This is a genomic window from Oceanococcus atlanticus (genome assembly GCF_002088235.1).
Taxonomy (GTDB): Bacteria; Pseudomonadota; Gammaproteobacteria; order Nevskiales; family Oceanococcaceae; genus Oceanococcus; species Oceanococcus atlanticus.
In genome coordinates this window covers 1,563,664-1,580,748 of sequence record NZ_AQQV01000001.1, presented here as the reverse complement: position 1 = coordinate 1,580,748, position 17,085 = coordinate 1,563,664, and the positions used below count along the sequence as shown (strand labels likewise).

Annotated in this window: 14 protein-coding genes; 3 read left to right on the top strand and 11 right to left on the bottom strand. The window is 60.4% G+C overall.

Going from position 1 to position 17,085, the window contains the following annotated elements:
- The coding region (locus ATO7_RS07320; protein ID WP_146680190.1) for a hypothetical protein at positions 1–462 on the bottom strand (462 nt) is incomplete at its 3' end.
- 41 nt (positions 463–503) lie between these two features.
- Between ATO7_RS07320 and ATO7_RS07315 the strand changes: the two genes are divergently transcribed.
- On the top strand, positions 504–1,265 hold the full coding sequence (locus ATO7_RS07315; RefSeq protein WP_083560936.1) for a sulfotransferase family protein: 762 nt from the start codon (positions 504–506) through the stop codon (positions 1,263–1,265).
- A 14-nt stretch (positions 1,266–1,279) separates the two neighbouring features.
- Here ATO7_RS07315 and ATO7_RS07310 read toward each other — a convergent pair whose 3' ends face one another.
- The 8 genes from ATO7_RS07310 to rfbB all read right to left on the bottom strand — a co-directional run bounded on the left by ATO7_RS07310 (position 1,280) and on the right by rfbB (position 10,727).
- Positions 1,280–3,250, bottom strand: coding sequence for a glycosyltransferase family protein (locus tag ATO7_RS07310; protein WP_146680189.1), 1,971 nt, complete (start codon positions 3,248–3,250; stop codon positions 1,280–1,282).
- 15 nt (positions 3,251–3,265) lie between these two features.
- Positions 3,266–3,718 (bottom strand): hypothetical protein, encoded by a 453-nt coding sequence (locus ATO7_RS07305; RefSeq protein ID WP_083560932.1) that lies wholly within the window; start codon positions 3,716–3,718, stop codon positions 3,266–3,268.
- Positions 3,699–4,748, bottom strand: coding sequence for a peptidylprolyl isomerase (locus tag ATO7_RS07300; protein ID WP_083560931.1), 1,050 nt, complete (start codon positions 4,746–4,748; stop codon positions 3,699–3,701). Before ATO7_RS07300 ends, ATO7_RS07305 begins: the two co-directional genes overlap by 20 nt.
- 115 nt (positions 4,749–4,863) lie before the next feature.
- A complete protein-coding gene (locus tag ATO7_RS07295) occupies positions 4,864–6,915 on the bottom strand; it encodes a hypothetical protein (RefSeq protein ID WP_083560930.1) in 2,052 nt (683 codons plus the stop codon).
- A 425-nt stretch (positions 6,916–7,340) separates the two neighbouring features.
- Positions 7,341–8,210 (bottom strand): dTDP-4-dehydrorhamnose reductase, encoded by an 870-nt coding sequence (gene rfbD, locus ATO7_RS07290; RefSeq protein ID WP_083560929.1) that lies wholly within the window; start codon positions 8,208–8,210, stop codon positions 7,341–7,343.
- On the bottom strand, positions 8,207–8,758 hold the full coding sequence (gene rfbC, locus ATO7_RS07285; RefSeq protein ID WP_083560927.1) for a dTDP-4-dehydrorhamnose 3,5-epimerase: 552 nt from the start codon (positions 8,756–8,758) through the stop codon (positions 8,207–8,209). The genes rfbD and rfbC overlap by 4 nt, the downstream gene beginning before the upstream one ends.
- A gap of 26 nt (positions 8,759–8,784) precedes the next feature.
- Entirely contained in the window at positions 8,785–9,672 is an 888-nt protein-coding gene (gene rfbA, locus ATO7_RS07280) for a glucose-1-phosphate thymidylyltransferase RfbA (protein WP_083560926.1), read from the bottom strand.
- On the bottom strand, positions 9,669–10,727 hold the full coding sequence (rfbB, locus tag ATO7_RS07275; protein ID WP_083560925.1) for a dTDP-glucose 4,6-dehydratase: 1,059 nt from the start codon (positions 10,725–10,727) through the stop codon (positions 9,669–9,671). The genes rfbA and rfbB overlap by 4 nt, the downstream gene beginning before the upstream one ends.
- A 170-nt stretch (positions 10,728–10,897) precedes the next feature.
- Between rfbB and ATO7_RS07270 the strand changes: the two genes are divergently transcribed.
- A complete protein-coding gene (locus ATO7_RS07270) occupies positions 10,898–12,340 on the top strand; it encodes an aldehyde dehydrogenase family protein (protein WP_083560924.1) in 1,443 nt (480 codons plus the stop codon).
- Between the two features lie 221 nt (positions 12,341–12,561).
- Here ATO7_RS07270 and ATO7_RS07265 read toward each other — a convergent pair whose 3' ends face one another.
- On the bottom strand, positions 12,562–13,908 hold the full coding sequence (locus ATO7_RS07265) for a UDP-glucose dehydrogenase family protein (RefSeq protein ID WP_083561047.1): 1,347 nt from the start codon (positions 13,906–13,908) through the stop codon (positions 12,562–12,564).
- 69 nt (positions 13,909–13,977) lie between these two features.
- On the opposite strand from ATO7_RS07265, the gene ATO7_RS07260 reads away from it, so the two are divergent.
- On the top strand, positions 13,978–14,559 hold the full coding sequence (locus ATO7_RS07260; RefSeq protein WP_083560923.1) for a hypothetical protein: 582 nt from the start codon (positions 13,978–13,980) through the stop codon (positions 14,557–14,559).
- A gap of 52 nt (positions 14,560–14,611) precedes the next feature.
- Here the strand turns inward: ATO7_RS07260 and ATO7_RS07255 are convergent, their stop codons facing one another.
- A complete protein-coding gene (locus ATO7_RS07255; protein ID WP_083560922.1) occupies positions 14,612–17,077 on the bottom strand; it encodes an acyl-CoA dehydrogenase in 2,466 nt (821 codons plus the stop codon).
- Positions 17,078–17,085: the final 8 nt, after the last annotated feature.

Genomic DNA, 17,085 nt, shown 5'->3' with positions numbered 1-17,085 from the left:
GGGGCCCTGCCACTCACCCTGCTCGGGGCAGCGCTCACGCAGCAAGCCCAGACTCTCGGCAAAACCCGCCAGATGGTCGGCCAACCAGATTGCGCGCTCACGCTGTTGCTCGGGCTGATCATGCAAGGCTTGCCACGCGGCGCGTCCCTGGAAATAACCATGCCCGCCGCCCTGGCGCGGAAGCGCCTGCAAATAAGCCGCCAGCGCGGTCGCATCGCCAGCGCGGATCAACTCCAGCATGTCGCCATAGTGGCGCTCGACAAACTGGCGCCAGACATCATTGGGGCGAAAGTCCGCCGGGCATTCTTGCTCGGCGCGGTGGTAGGCATCGATCAGCCGCTGGGCAGCCGCCGGGTCAAGACTTACCGTGCTGGATGTGAAGCCGAAGCTGCTCACGGCTTCGATGTCGGCCAGCCAGGGGCGACGGGCCAGAATGTGGGTCAATAGCGGGGACTGGGTCATCTGCGTATTATCCCGCAATCCTATTGTTCAAACCGGGTGTGATGAGCAGTCTCCCCCAACCGATCGTCAATTTCATGATTGTGGGCGCCCAGAAAGCCGGCACCACAACCTTGTGGAGTTATCTGGACGATCATCCCGACACCTGCATGGCCTGGGGGCGTGAGGTTCATCTGTTTGATCTTATGGACACGCCCTATGTTCAGCGCGAACGCCTGGATCAGTTCTATGCCGGGTATTTTCAGCATTTTAACGGCGAAGCGTTGCGCGGCGAATCCACACCCGCCTATCTGTTTCATCCCACAGCGCTGACAGAAATTCGGCGTTACAACCCGGACATGAAACTGATTGTGCTACTGCGTGACCCGATAGAACGCGCCCTGTCGCACTATGCCATGGAGCGGGCTCAGGGCCACGAGCGCTGGCCTCTGTGGTTGGCCCTTGTGCTTGAGGCACCGCGTCTGTGGTGGCACCGTCTGACGCCAGGGCCGCGCATCCGCCCGATGTTCTACTCCTACGCCAGCCGCGGGCTGTATCGGCGTCAGCTACGCCGCGTGTTCGCGCTGTTCAGGCGCGAGCAGGTGCTGATTGTGGATTCACGTGAGCTGCAGGAGAAACACATCGAGACACTGCAGCGGGTGTACCGCTTCCTGGGTCTGCACGAAATGACCCCAGAGCCAGCACCGCGGCGACGCTTCGTGACCCGCGACAAGGTTCAGCCGGGTCTGATCAGCCGCCTGTGGCTATCGCTGCGGCTGGGCCGCGAAAGGCGCTGGTATCAGCGCGGACGTTTCGATCAGCTCTGAGCGCGACCGCCACGTCACTGCGTGATATCACGCAGCAATGCGCTGAACACACTGATAAACCATTCGCCGCGCGCCTCAGGACCGTAGCAGGCCAGAGCGTGCGCACGCGCCCTGCGCGCGCAATCGCGACGCAAGGCCGGCTGTTCAATGAGCTGTATCAGTAGACGCTGCCACTGCCCGCTATCGCGGGCAATAAAGCCGGTTTGGCCGTCGATGATGGCATCACACATGGGCGGCGTGGCCGAGGCTATTGTGGTCACGCCGACCGCGGCCGCTTCGAAATACTTCAGCTCGCTTTTGCAGTCGCAAAACGGATTGTCACGCTGCAGCGGTGCGAGGTTGATATCAAAGCGAGCCAGTTCCGCGGGCAGGGCATCAAAATCAACCAGCGGGCGTTGTTCAATCTGCCCATGGACTGCCTCAAGCTCCGGGAATTCGTCCAGATCAAGATGCCCGAGCACGCACAGGCGCGCCGTTGGGTAACGCGCCAACACCGCAGCCAGCGCCTGTGCGACTTCGGCGAAGTCCTTCTGGTGTGTCGGCGTGCCGCTGGCATAGCCGATGCGAATCAGCTCGTCCGCTTGATCTCGCGGCATGAGCGCCAGGCGATCAGGCGCCAGGCCGTTGGGTACAACCTTAACTTGCGGATGCACGCTCGCGGCGCGCGCGGCCAGAGGCTGCGTGGTCACAATCACCGCATCACATTGCTGCATGGCATGAGCATAAAGCGGCGCGCCTTCGACCCACTGCGCCGCCTGATCGCTGCGCACACGCATGTAGTCGAAATAGCGCGGCGTCATCAGCTTGCTATCAAACACCGCATCGTCAATGTCATAAATCAGCGGTACCGCGCTGTTTTTACAGCGCAGAATCAAATCATTCAGGTGAGCGTCCGCACGCGTACGAAACATCACCACAGCCCGGGTATCCGGAGCAAGCGCCACGTGCTCAGCCGCACTGACCACATCCACCCGCATGCCGCGTTCACGCAAGCTGCGCGCTGAATGTTCAACCCGATAGATATGGCCGCGGCTGCCAGGCGCACCGCTCAGAAAAATCACATGGCCGCTCAGGTGTTCAGGCGCCAAGCCCGCGTGCTGGTACGCGCGAAGCAGTTGCGCTGCGTAGAGGTCGGGCTGCTCAGGTGGAGGGAGGCGATGTCGGAGTGAAGCGAAACGCTGCTGCACCTGCATAAATGCATTCCGAAGCTGGTCGAACCTGGCTTCGCGAGCAGCCAATCCAAGCAGGTCCTGCCCAAGCTCGGCCTGGGCGGTATCTGCGATCACCGCATTTCCAGCGCGACTAGCGCTGCGCACCAGTGCGCAAGGCGCATCGTCGTCAGGCCACCAAGGCCGCAGCAAAGCCTTCAGTGGATCAAGATGACCCGCCAGCATCTGCTGATACGTTTGCTGTTGGCGATTCAGGCCGCGGCTGTACCGCTCGGCCCACAGGACATGACGCCACCACAGCAAGTCGCTACGTTCGGGTTGGACAATGGCTGCCGGTCGGAAGGCCGGGATCTCTGCGCGAGCCGCCAAAGAGCGTGAAACATCGCTCGCATCGCGTTGCACCAGTAACACGCGCAGGTTCACGTTGTGGGCCACCGCGGCGTCGCGCCAAAGCGGGAAAGTGAGGCACAGCCTTGGATCTTTCAGAACCAGTCGCGAGTGGTGACGCAACCAAAGTCCAATAAGACGCATGGCGCGGCGCTGCCAGCGCGCAAACACCTGCTGACGAACGTGTTCTTCCAGCGGTCGGTGGTCCGACCAATGGCGGTTCAGCTCAGCCAGTATGCGATTGTTGGCCCGGACCAGGGCGCGCGGCTCTGAATAGCCTTCGGGGTTATCGGCTGTTGCGCTCAGCGCCTGGCCTGGAACTTGGAACCCGCAGGCCTGAACCATGCGGGTTGCCAGAGAGGTGCCACTGCGGTGCATACCGAGTACGCAGACCACAGTCGGGCGCTCGGCATTCACCTTGGAATGCACGGTGGCGTCAAGGCGCTAGCGCGGCTCGACGAACCACCACAGGCCATCGCGCTTGACCCATGTGCCATTGGAATAGGTCGACAACTCAATCATCTGGCTACCAAATCCGGATGTCTTTGACCATACCTGCATCTGCACCTTGGCCGTTTGAGTGGACTCGTCGATCTCAACTTTGCTGACCTCGGCCCGCTCACGTTTGATCTGACCACCATATTGTCCGGCGTGATGGCTTTGGTCAAAGGACGCGCGGTAGCTGGGCGTTGCGTAGCTGTAAACCTTGGCCATATCCATGGCGATCAGCGCCTCATAGCGCTCCTGACTACGTTGGCGAAGCTGCTCTTCGTCGCTCATGCCCGCGTACGCGCTGGCTTGTGTGTCGCCCGGTTTGTCGCTCTTACCGCAGCCGCTGATCACAAACATCAGCGACACCATCAGAAACAGAAAAAGTTTATTGATCGTGGTGCTCATCGGTACTGTCAGTGGATTCAGTTGGAGATGGAGTAGCTTCGCTCGCAGCAGCGGTTGGCGCCGGCGTGCGTTTGGACTCGATGAAGGATTCCGGTTTGGCCTGTTTGACCAAATCCTTGATGATTTGGTTCATTGCATCCAGGTCCAGTGAGTCCAGCGTTGGGTATGCATCCGAGCGCAATTTTTCAATTTTGGAATCAAACAGTTCCTTGCGCTTGCTCTCAATCAGGGACTCGCGCACCTCTTCATAAGGCAGTGTCTGACCGGGGATAATCTCCAACAGCTTGATCAGATGGGTACCAAATCGGGTGCGAACAGGATTGGATACGTCACCAACATTGATCAGATCGAATGCGGCAGAAGTGAATTTTGGAACGTACGGCCCCTCTTCCAGAGCAGGCTTGCTCAGCTCGCCACCGTTTTCAGCATTGGCACGGTCTGCTGAATATTTTGCCGCCAGGATGGCAAAGTCCGTGCCGTTCTCCAGCTCGGCATAGATGTCGTCGATACGCTCGCCCAGGCTTTTGACTTCGCAAGGACAGTCGTACTGATCCTTTAGAAGGATGTGTGCCACGCGGCGGGCTTCTTCGTGCGTAAACAGATGCAGGTTGTGCTGGTAATACTCGAAAGCCAACTCATCCAGAACCTTCTCTTCCGGATACTCCATCTCGGCTTTGAGCTTGTCGACCAGGGCGGTAATCAGAATCTGGCGATTGGCGCGTGCAATGCGTTCGCGCACCAGTGGATCCTGATCGACCCCGATCGCGCGGGCGTGTTCAGCCAGGACGTGATTGGAATGGTAATCCAGCGCAATTTCCTGCTGTATGTTCGGTTTGTCGACCATGTGATGCAGTTCGCTGTAACCGCGTGCAGACAGATATTGGCGGTAATCCTGGGTCGTCAGCGTGGTCGCAGACAAGTTGTCAGCCGCTGACACTGTCGGCCCTGTGGGCGCAGCCGCATCACGGTCAGTTCCGGTGCAGGCAGTGATGAACAGTGCAAGCAAAATGGAAACGTAGCGCAAGGTCATAGGACTCTATTGGTTGGTCAGACACAAAAAAGCACCGCTGGCGAGCCAGCGGTGCTTGTTCTAGATCAGTCCGGTCCGACCAGAGGCCGGACCGGGAACCATCTCATGGATGGTTTTAGTTGGTTACGCGAACGTAGCCGTGATCCAGGGTGCTGGCGTAGTTGGAGGATGCCGAAGCATTACCCAGGCTACGCACTTTCAGGTTGAAGCCGATGACCGGCAGACCCATCAGGTTACCCGCGCCGGTCGGCAGACCAGTTGCGGTGCCCGGGGTAGCGTTCAAGCTGGTATTCGGGTTGCCGGTGGACAGGTCCATCAGCATCCAGCCGTTGGCCGGGTTGCCCGGGATACCGGTGGTGTCAACGTCAACACGGTTGGCAGCATTCAGAGCGGCAGCACTGGTGAAGGCCGACTTGCCGTTGAAGGTGACGATGGTCATTTCATGGCACAGCTCGTCGAACACGGTGGCTTCCGGCAGCTGCGGCGAAATGATTACACCAGCAGGCGGCGCGGTCGCGGTCTGCTCAGCACGGTCATACGGCTGGAAGGTGATGGTGTGGCAAGCCGAAGCGGTCGGCGTACCAGCCCAAGCACTTTCGTACGGCGGCAGCGGCAGTTCCTGACCAGCTTCAAACACTTCGTTTGCAGCAGCAAAACCGTCAGCAGCGTTGTACAGAGCAGCGTTAGCCGGATCGAACGCAGCCAAGGTCGGCGTGTCGTTCAGCGAGTTGGCAGCCGAACTCGTACGCCAGTCAACCAGGGCTTCCAGACGTTCCGGAGCCAGAGCAGTCTGGATCGATTCGTTGGTGGTGATGCCCAGATCCAGGTCAACGCCATCGACGTAGTACTGCTTGGTCGGCTGGGTCACAATCCAGTCGGTGGTTACACCGGCAGCACTGTTGTCGGCCCACTCGTTAACGATGAACTGACGCTGGATGGTTGCGGAGATCGCATCGGCGCCACGCAGAACGTTAGCACCCGGAGCCATGCTCTGGTACAGCGGCGTTGCATTAACCGGAGCGTTCAGCTGGTCATCCCAGGAGTTACCCACGACCGGGAAAGCATCGTTCAGGGTCGGCTCAAGGAAGGCCTGACGCTGCTGTTCAGCGATCAGGTTGCCGCAGCTAACCGAACCACCGCCATAGGCGGACACGAAACCAGCACCGGCACCAAGGCCCGGCTCCCAGTTCACAGCCGCGGTGCGCTGAGCACCCCAGCCAGCCACGTCAGCGTTGTGACGCTCGATACCACGCCAGATGTCGCATGCCATGTTGGCCTGCGGGAAGATCACAGCATCAGCACCACCAGCCGGGTTGTGGAAGTTAGCCCAGGTGGTTGCACTGTTACCAGCTTCCACGCCACGGTCGATGTTGATCAGGCGGAAGTTGAACTTCAGCGCGTTGATCGGCTCACCGAACTGACGGGAGGTCCACAGGATGCCCGGATCGGTGCCCGCCGGCGTAGCCACAGCCGTACGCGAGAACGCGGTGTCCAGGTTGGCGTCGCAGACGTGGTTCTCGATAGCGTTGGCCACGTTCAGCACCTGAATGCCGTTGAGGGTGTTGCCATCGTAAGCATCCAGCGACTCGGTCAGACCACCACCATCGAAACGATCAACGGTGATGTTGCTTTCCGTACCGTCAAAGGTACCGGCATAGCCCATCACGATGAACTCGATGTAGCCTTCCTTCAGGCGATCGGAGGTCTGCACGCCACCGTCGTTGTCAGCATCGCTGGCACGGTAGCCGGCGGTGCTCAGACCAACGCTGGGCAGATCACCCTGCGCATTCGGGATGTTCAGAGCGGTCGGGATGGTGCAGGTGCGATTGCCGGCCTGGTTCGGGGCATCGGTGCTGCGGAAGACCGGGTTGCCGTTGGCATCTTCGGTCACGATGCCCGTGAACACGTCGAACGCCGAAAGCAGAACGGTAAAGTCAAGAACGTCACGGCTGTTGTGAGCTTCGTGGAAGCGAACTTTCACAGCAACAGGCACGTTCTGGGTGTTAGTCAAGTTGATCAGCGTCGACCAACCATCGCGAGCAGTGTAGAGCGGCGCGATGGCGACTTCGCCAATGCCGTCTGTAGCAAGGTTCACCGCCTGTGCGTTGTACGCGGCCATCGACCCTGCGATGGCTGCGGCAACGGCGGCACCACGAAACATTTTCATAAATACAACCTCTTTTCCAAAGAAAAAGTAACCCAAGACAAAAAACTTACCCAAGCGGTAGCCCTTTGCGATTGGGCCGTAGCAGGGCAGGACATGCGCCACGGATGCTAACACCACGTTTTGCGTTGTTCAAGCAATACATTACACAACACTTCTAAGCATAGAGTATTGCAAGACTTTGTCCCCTTTTCCGCGTTTGCTCGCAGCCTCACTTTTGATCAATTTCAGTTGATTGCTCAACTGTCATTTCACCCCAGTTTTGACTGTCGAAGCTTTAGTTTACACGATCTTCATGGAAGGCAAACCCTTCTATTGCCGTGTTTTTGTGATTTGTGTCTCATTCAGGCTCCGCTCAACGCACGGATTTGCGAGCACGAATGGGCACATATTTATATGTACCCCCTTAAACAGGGGGGCCGCGCAGCTTAAGCGCGCATTGTTGGCAATATCTGTTGCAGCGTCGCCCGCCAGTGTCTCGGAGGCTCAAGCCACTCTTGTGCGCTGCGGCAATCGAGCACACTGTATGCCGGCCGGGACGCGGGCGTGGGGTAGTCCTGGGTGTAAATCGGACGAACCCCGGCCCAGGCCTGATCCGGCCACCGTTGTGCCGCCAACTCGCGAATAGCCACGGCAAAGTCATACCAGGACGCCACCCCTGCATCGGTCCAGTGCAGGATCTGGCCTTCGGCCGCGCGCGCAGCGGCGAGGCCGAGCAGCGCCTCAGCAAGGCCGATGGTGCAGGTCGGGCAGCCGATCTGGTCCATGACCACGCCGAGTTCGTCACGTTCGCTCATCAGACGCAACATGGTGGCGACGAAATTACGCCCACCGGGCCCGTAGACCCAAGCCGTGCGCACAATGGTGGTGCGCTCAGGCCATGCGGTTAATGCGGCGATCTCGCCGTCACGCTTGGTCTGGCCATACACCCCGAGCGGGTTGCACGGGGCATCCGGCGCATAGGGCTGCGAGGCCTGGCCATCAAACACGAAGTCGGTGGACACATGAATCAGCTGCGCACCCTGCCGGGCACAAGCCTGGGCCAGATGTCTCGGCCCATCCACATTCACGGCGCGGGCCCGCTCGACGTCGTTTTCGGCCTTGTCCACTGCGGTGTAAGCCGCCGCATTGATCACCACATCCGGCCGCTGTGCATCGAACGCCGCATCCACCGCGGTGGCGCAGGTGATGTCGAGCGCAGCCGAATCCAGCGCCACGAACGCAAGCCCCCGGCTGGTGGCCATGGCCGTGAGCGCCTGGCCGAGCTGGCCCGCTGCGCCGGTGATGAGCACCTTCATGCGTCAAACACCTCGGCATCGGCGAAGGCAGGAGCCTGTGCATCCTTGGATGAGAGCAGCGGTTGGCCGTCACGCGGCCAGTCGATGGCCAGCTGCGGATCATCCCAGCGGATCGAGCGCTCGGCCTGCGGGTCGTAGCGTCCGGTGATCTTGTAGAGCACCTCAGCCGATTCGGAGGTCACGATGAAACCGTGGGCAAAGCCCACCGGCACCCACAATTGGCGCTTGTTGTCGGCCGACAGAAATTCGCCAACCCACTGCCCATAGGTGGGTGAGTTGCGACGAATGTCGACCGCCACATCGAAAATCTCGCCACTGATCACGCGGACCAGCTTGTCCTGGGCGTTTTCGCCAATCTGGTAATGCAGGCCACGCAACACGCCGCGTGCGGAACGCGACTGGTTGTCCTGGATAAACGCCTTGCTGCAGCCGGTCGCCGCACTGAAACGGGCCTGATTGAAGGCTTCGAAAAAGTAACCGCGATCGTCACCGAATACCTGAGGTTCGATGACGACAACATCCGGTATGGCCGTGTTGTGGCAGTTCATGACAGCACCTATATAAGGAGTGTGGGTCAGCGCAGCTGACCTTGCTTGACCTCGGCGGCAATGCGCAGCAGGTAGTCGCCATAGCCGCTCTTCTTGAGCGGCTCGGCCAACTTGCGCAACTGAGCATTGTCGATGTAGCCGCAGCGGTAAGCCACTTCTTCGGGGCTGGCGATCTTCAGCCCCTGGCGTTTTTCCAGGGTGTGAATGAACATGCCGGCTTCCATCAGTGAGTCATGGGTGCCGGTGTCCAGCCAGGCGGTGCCGCGCCCCATGCGTTCGACCTGCAGCTGCCCAGCATCCAGATACAGGCGATTGAGGTCGGTGATCTCAAGCTCGCCACGCGCCGACGGGCGCACCGTTTTGGCCAGATCAGTGACTTGCTGATCGTAGAAGTACAGACCGGTGAGGGCATAGCGCGACTTCGGCTGGGCGGGTTTTTCCTCGATCGATATCGCCCGCAGGTCCTGATCGAATTCAACCACACCGTAGCGCTCCGGGTCATTCACCGCATAGGCAAACACCGTCGCCCCTTGCTGCCGGGTGGCCGCACGTTGCAGCGATCCGGCCAGCTCGTGGCCGAAGAAGATGTTGTCACCCAGGATCAGCGCACAACGCTCACCGCCAACAAACTCTTCACCCAGAATAAAGGCCTGAGCCAACCCGTCCGGGCTTGGCTGCTCGCAGTACTGAATGTGAATACCCCACTGACTGCCGTCACCCAGCAGATGCTCGAAACGCGGCAGATCATGCGGGGTGGAAATCAGCAGATATTCGGTGACCCCGGCCAGCATCAGCGTGGTCAGCGGGTAGTAGATCATCGGTTTGTCGTAGACCGGCATCAGCTGCTTGGATACCGCCAGGGTCGACGGATACAGACGCGTGCCGCTGCCTCCGGCCAGGATGATGCCCTTCATGCCGCACCTGCCTTAAGGCCCAGGCGCTCTCGTCCGAAGCCGCGCTCGCTGATCAAGGCGCACCAGTCACGATTGTCGAGATACCACTGCACGGTTTTACGCAGGCCGGTTTCAAAGGTTTCCTGCGGCGCCCAGCCCAACTCACGCTGAATCTTGCTGGCGTCAATGGCATAGCGCATGTCATGGCCGGGTCGGTCCTGAACAAACTCAATCTTGTCAGCGTACGGCTGCTCGGCCGGCGCAAGCTCGTCCAGCAGGCGACAGATTTCACGCACCACATCGATGTTCTTCCACTCGTTGTGGCCGCCAATGTTGTACTCCTCACCCAGCTGTCCGCGCTCCAGCACTGTCAGCAGCGCGCGGGCGTGGTCATCCACATACAACCAGTCGCGCACATTTTCGCCACCGCCATAAACCGGCAGGGGCTTGCCATCCAGCGCATTCAGAATCATCAGCGGGATGAGTTTTTCCGGGAACTGATAGGGCCCGTAATTGTTGGAACAGTTGGTCGTCACCACCGGCAGACCATAGGTGTGATGCCAGGCCCGCACCAGATGATCCGACGCAGCCTTGCTGGCCGAGTACGGGGAATTGGGCGCATACGCGGTGTGCTCGGTGAACAAGCCTTCGGCGCCCAAGCTACCGTACACCTCATCGGTGGAAATGTGGTGAAAACGAAAACCTGCACGGCGCTCAGCCGGCAAGGCTTCATAGTACTCACGTGCGGCCTGCAGCAACTCGAAGGTGCCGACCACATTGGTCTGGATGAACGCCGCCGGGCCGTCGATGGAACGGTCGACATGCGACTCCGCCGCCAGATGCATGATTGCATCAGGCTGATGACGCTCAAGGATCTGACGCACGGCCGAGCCGTCACATATGTCGTGGGCCTCCAGCACGTAGCGCCCGGATGCCTGCGCACCCGGCAGTGATTCCAGGCTGGCGGCGTAGGTGAGCTTGTCCAGATTGACGATGTCATGTGCCGTATCTGCGAGCACATGACGAATCAGGGCCGAGCCGATGAAGCCGGCGCCGCCCGTGACCAGAATTTTCATGCGTTATCCGTTGCGGGCGAGCCACGGCTGCGCCCTGAGAATCTGCGCGCATTATACGCAGGCCGCCTGTCGGATCGTATTGACAGCATCGCATCAGGGTGGTGCACTACACGACTGGCTATTGACCGATCGGTTAAGGGCCGCTCCCTCTTGAACACAGGCAGAAACCCATGAGTGCAGTTGCCCAGGACGTTCACCCCAAATTCGAAAGCGCCATGCAGGCTGACATCCAGCGCGTGTTCGCGCTGCAACAGCAGAAAGCTCTGGCGCTGCGCAGCTCCAACAAAACCGAGCGCGTGGCCAAGCTGAAAAAGCTGCGCGACGCGATCCTGTCCCGTCAGGACGCCATCCAGCAAGCCTGCTACGCCGACTTCAAAAAACCGCCGGTGGAAGTGGATCTGGCCGAAATCACCCCGATTCTGGCCGAAATCAAACACTCCATCAGCCACATCGGCAAGTGGATGCGCGGCGAGCGCGTATGGCCGACCATGCTGATGTTCGGCACCAAAACGCGTATTCGTTATGAGCCCAAGGGCGTCTCGCTGATCATCGCGCCGTGGAATTACCCGATCAACCTGACCCTGATGCCGCTGGTCTCTGCCATCGCGGCGGGCTGCACCGCCATGGTCAAACCGTCGGAAATGACCCCGCATTGCTCGGCGGTGCTGCGCGACATCATCAATGACGTGTTCCACGAAGATGAAGTGGCCATGTTCGAAGGTGAGGTGGATGTCTCCACCGCCCTGCTGGAACTGCCGTTCGACCATATCTTCTTCACCGGTAGCCCAGCCGTTGGCAAGGTGGTGATGGCCGCTGCAGCCAAGCATCTGACCTCAGTCACGCTGGAGCTGGGTGGCAAATCGCCGGTTATCGTGGACGAATCCGCCGACATCAAGAAAGCGGCCCAGAGCGTGATGTGGGGCAAGTTCAGTAACTGCGGCCAGACCTGCATTGCGCCGGACTATCTGTACGTGCACGAAAGCGTCAAGGATGCCTTCATCAAGGCCTGCCGCGAGCAGCTGGAACACGCCTACGGAAAAGACACCAAAGCCAGCCCGGACTTTGCCCGGGTGGTTAACGCGCGCCACTACGGACGCATCAAATCACTGATGGATGAGGCGCTGGACAACGGCGCCACGCTGCTCGCCGGTGGCGACACCGACAGCGAGGACAATTTCATCGCGCCGACCCTGATTGGCGACATTCCGGACAACACCCGGATCATGGAAGAGGAAATTTTCGGCCCGGTACTGCCGGTCCTGAGTTTCAGCGACATCAATCAGGTGGTTCAGCGCATCAATGCGGCACCCAAGCCGCTGGCGCTGTACATCTACACCAAGAATCCGCAACAGGCCGAGCGAGTGCTGACCCAGACCTCGGCGGGCGGCTCCTGTATCAACAGCTGTGTGGTGCAGTATCTGCACATCAACGCACCGTTTGGCGGGGTCAACAACTCTGGTATCGGCAATTCACACGGAGTTTGGGGTTTCAAGGCGTTCTCGCATGAGCGCACCGTGATCGAGAACAAGTTCTCGGTCAGCCACTGGCTGGCGCCGCCTTACAACAACTTCGTCAAGCGCATGATTGCAATCACGCTGGCGACGTTTAAATAGAGCTGAGCACTGGCGTGGCCGGGGGCCGGGTTCCGGGCTCTGGCACCACGTCGCTTCGCTACCGCTGCGCGATCCCCGACACATCTGCAGGCTTTGTGGTGTCGGCTTGCCGCGACAGGATGTCGCGTCAAGCCGGGCCCCACCAAGAGGAAGTCTGCAAGGGCATCGCGCCGCCAAGGCGCGACGCGGAGGACACCGCCAATAATCGGCGGCGCAATCGGTTAGCTGCCAGCAACCGGCTCTACCACCGGCCGCCCGATGGCATAGTAGTAAAACCCTTCGCGAGCGAGTTCCTCGGGCACCCAGAGATTGCGCCCATCCACCACCACGCGACCTTTGAGATGGCTCTTCAACTGCTTGAAGTTGGCGGTGCGGAATTGTGACCACTCGGTGCAGATCACCAAGGCATCGGCGTCCGTCAGGGCTTCGATAGCGCTGTCGCACAGGGTCAGATCATCACGCTGGCCATAAATGCGACGGGTTTCCTCCATCGCTTCCGGATCAAACGCCTGCACGCTGCCACCGGCCTGCCACACAGCCTCCATCAGAGTGCGACTGGGCGCTTCGCGCATGTCATCGGTGTTGGGTTTGAACGACAAACCCCAGACCGCAATGCGCTTACCTGCCAGATCACCGCCGAAATGGCCTGACAATTTGCTGAACAGTACTTTCTTCTGCTCGGCATTGGTGGCCTCAACAGCACTCAGGATGCGCGCTTCGTACGCATTGGCCCGCGCGGTGCGCTCCAGCGCCTGAACATCCTTGGGAAAGCAGGAACCACCGTATCCGCAGCCGGGAAAGATGAACTGATAGCCGATACGCGGATCCGAGCCGATGCCACGGCGCACGGCTTCCACATCGGCACCCACGCGCTCGGCCAGGTTGGCGATTTCATTCATGAAACTGATCTTGGTCGCAAGCAGGGCATTGGCCGCGTACTTGGTCAGCTCGGCGGAGCGGATGTCCATGACGATCAGTTTGTCCTTGGTGCGGGCAAACGGCGCATACAGATTGCGCATGACCTCGCCGGCGGCCTTGGAATCCACTCCGACCACGATGCGGTCGGGCTTCATGAAGTCCTCGATCGCCGCGCCTTCCTTGAGGAATTCAGGGTTGGAAACCACATCAAAGCCGATTTGGGCGTCGCGCGCGGCAAGCTCCTGGGTGATAGCGGCTCGCACTTTGTCGGCGGTGCCAACCGGCACGGTGGATTTGTCGACCACGGTCTTGTGCGACTGCATGTGCTGACCGATGGTGCGCGCGACCGCCAGAACGTACTGCAGATCGGCAGAGCCATCTTCGTCCGGCGGGGTGCCCACAGCGATGAAAATCACCTCGCCCGCCTGCACCGCAGATTCGGCATCGGTGGTGAACTGCAAAGTCCCCAGCCGATGGTTGCGCACCACCATGGGCTCAAGCCCTGGCTCGTAAATCGGGATGCGCCCGGCATTCAGGCCATCAATCTTGTCCTGATCCACGTCCACGCAGATCACTTCATGGCCCATCTCGGCAAGACAGGTTCCGGATACCAGGCCGACATAGCCCGTGCCAAATACGGTGACTTTCACATGCACCTCTTTATTGATTCAGCCGATCATTGTAATCAAAGCCTATGACACTCAGGATACACTCGGCCCATGTTGCTTGGTCTGATTCTGCTCGCACTGGGTGCCACCGCACTGATTCCGGTGGAGTCCTGGGTGCATCGCAACCTGCATGGCGTCGCCGACACCCTGGCCGAACACGTTTATCTGCCGGCGGCACGCACCCTGCTGGTGATTGTGTTCCTGTACTGCGTGTTTCCGCAGCCCTTGCTGGCGCCCACAGTGCTGGCCGGCGTTGGTGATGCCGCGGACCTGAGCAGACCGGACTGGCACGCGCTGCTCAATGTGCTGTTCATAGCCGGCGCCCTGCTGCCGCTGTTGCCACGGGCCGAACGCTTCGGCGCGCTGATCCTGCCGCTACAGACCCTGATTGGGGCGTGGATTTTCATGCACCACTTCGAAGCCAGCCATGGCCTGGCACTGAAGCTGAACCACAGCGGCGTGCTGATGTTGTTCATCGGCGTGGTGATTGCCAGCCACATGCTGCTGCACCTGGTGGCGCGAGAACTCAGCGCGCGCTATCAACGCGATGCCTTGAGTCTTTACGACGCTCTGGCCTTGATTACCCAGCCACCGCTGGTGCTGATCGTGACCCGCGCCTACGTCATGACCTGAAGCCAAAGGCCATCGCCCAGCGCCGTGGGCGACGGCCTTTCATGGCGTGCCGTTAGGCCGCCTTGCTGCGTTGCTCGTCGTCCAGCACCTGCCAGCGGCTGACCTCTTCCAGCTCGTGATCGAAGGCATCTACCAGAATGGCCTCGACCCGCAGACGGTCGTACTCGGCGATCTGCTCGGCTTCCTGCGGGGTGATGATCTGCTTGTCCACACAGGCCTTGAGCTGCTGCTCCAGGGTGAAGTTGAGCGGGCCAATGTCCTTGGCCACCGCTTTGCTGAACCGGTTGTACAACGGCTCGATGGCGAGCAGTTTGTCCAGCGTCAGCTCCAGGCTGCCGATCGGATCATCCTCGCTGCGGTTGAGATACAGCTCGCTGGTCAGACGATCACGCAGTGCACCGGGGCTGAGCATGTGCTCGGCAATCTTCGCGGAAATCTCGTCCGCCACCGGCTTGTGGCTGCGCCCCAGCGGGAAGGCCACCCAACGCAACAGGCCGGCGACCGCGCGATTGGGGAAATTGCTGAAGAACTCGTCAAACGCCTTGTCAATCTCCGCCAGCGCATCGTCCAGCACCCACTGCATGTAAGGCAGGTCCTCATCCTGAGCGCCTTCATCATGGAAGTACTTGAGCGTTGCCGAGGCCATGTACAGCTGCGACAGCACATCGCCCAGCCGGGCCGACAGGCGTTCCTTGCGCTTGAGCTCGCCGCCGAGCACGGCCATGGTCACATCCGAAGTGAATGCCAGGGCTGCCGACATGCGTTCAAGCTGCTGGAAGTAGCGCCGGCTCGGCCCATCCACCGGACTGGACGCCAGACGGCCGCCGGTCAGACCCAGGGTCAGTGCGCGCACACCCCGGTTGACGGAAAAGCCGATGTGGCTCCACAGCAGATGATCGAACTCGTGCAGGTCATCCTCACGCGCCGCCTCCATCTCCGGGAACACATAGGGATGGCAACGGATCGCACCCTGCCCGAAGATCATCAGATTGCGGGTCAGTATGTTGGCGCCTTCCACCGTGATGGCGATGGGTATGGCCTGGTAGGCCGACTGCAGATAGTTCTTCGGCCCGGCCATCACGCCACGACCGCCATGGATGTCCATGGCATCGGTCAGCAGCGTACGCATCATGCTGGTCATGTGGTACTTGGCAATCGCTGTGACCACCGAGGGCGAACAATGGTCCACCGCCGATGCGGTGACGCTGCGCGTCGCCTCCAGCTTGTAGGTCAGGCCAGCGATACGGGCCGAAGCCTCCTGCACGCCTTCGAACTTGCCAATCGGCGTTTTGAACTGACGACGGATGTTGGCGTAGGCCCCGGTGGCCCGGTAAGCGGCCTTGGACGCCGCCGCGGCCAGCGCTGGCAAGGAGATGCCGCGTCCCGCGGACAGGCATTCGACCAGCATGCGCCAGCCCTTGCCGGCGTTGGCTTGGCCACCGATGATGAAATCGATGGGGACGAACACATCCTTGCCGTTGATCGGGCCGTTCATAAACGGCGTGTGGCAAGGATTGTGGCGGCGCCCGATCTCCACCCCCGGATTGTCCGATGGCAGCAGCACGCAGGTAATGCCGTACTCAAGCTTGGATTTATCGCCGAGCAGGCCGTCCGGGTCGAACAGCTTGATCGCCAGACCAACCACGTCGGAAACGGGCGCCAGCGTGATATAGCGCTTGGAGAAGTTCAGGCGCATGCCCAGCACCTGCTCGCCCTGATACTCGCCCATGCACACCACCCCGGTGTCGGGGATGGCACCGGCGTCCGAGCCCGCTTCCGGGCCAGTCAGACCAAAGCAGGGCAGCCATTCACCGGAGGCCAGCTTGGGCAGCATGTCCTGTTTCTGCTGACGCGTGCCGTAGTGCATGAGCAGCTCACCCGGGCCGAGCGAGTTGGGCACCATGACGGTGACCGAGGCCACCAGCGAGCGGGTTGCGATCTTGGTCACCACACAGGACTGGGCGTAGGCGGAGAAGCCCAGACCACCCCAGTCCTTGGAAATCAGCATGGCAAAGAACTTGTGCTCGCGCATGTAGGACCAGACTTGCGGCGGCAGGTCCTTGTCGCGGCCGACCTGCCAGTCATCAAGCATGGCGCACAGGGTTTCGGTTTCATTGTCGAGGAAGCTTTGTTCCTCCTCGCTCAGGGTCGTGCGCTTGAAGTTCATCAGCTTGGCCCAGTCGGGCTTGCCACGGAACATCTCACCCTCCCACCACACATCACCGGCTTCCAGCGCTTCGCGCTCGGTGTCGGTCATGTCCGGCAGGACAGCCTTGAAGGCTTTGAAGAGGGGCTTGGTGATCACACTGCGGCGCAGGGCGCGCAGATTGAACAGCAGCGCCAGCGGGACCAGCACCGCCAGCGTCCACAGAGCCGCCGTGGGGCCGATCAAAGCGGTTTGATAAAGCGCACCGACATAGGCAAATGCGGCCAGTGTCCACAGCCACAGGCGGGAACCACGGAATGCCAGGACCCAGAACAGGGCGATGGCGGACAAAACTGCAACAAGGGTCATCATGGGAATCT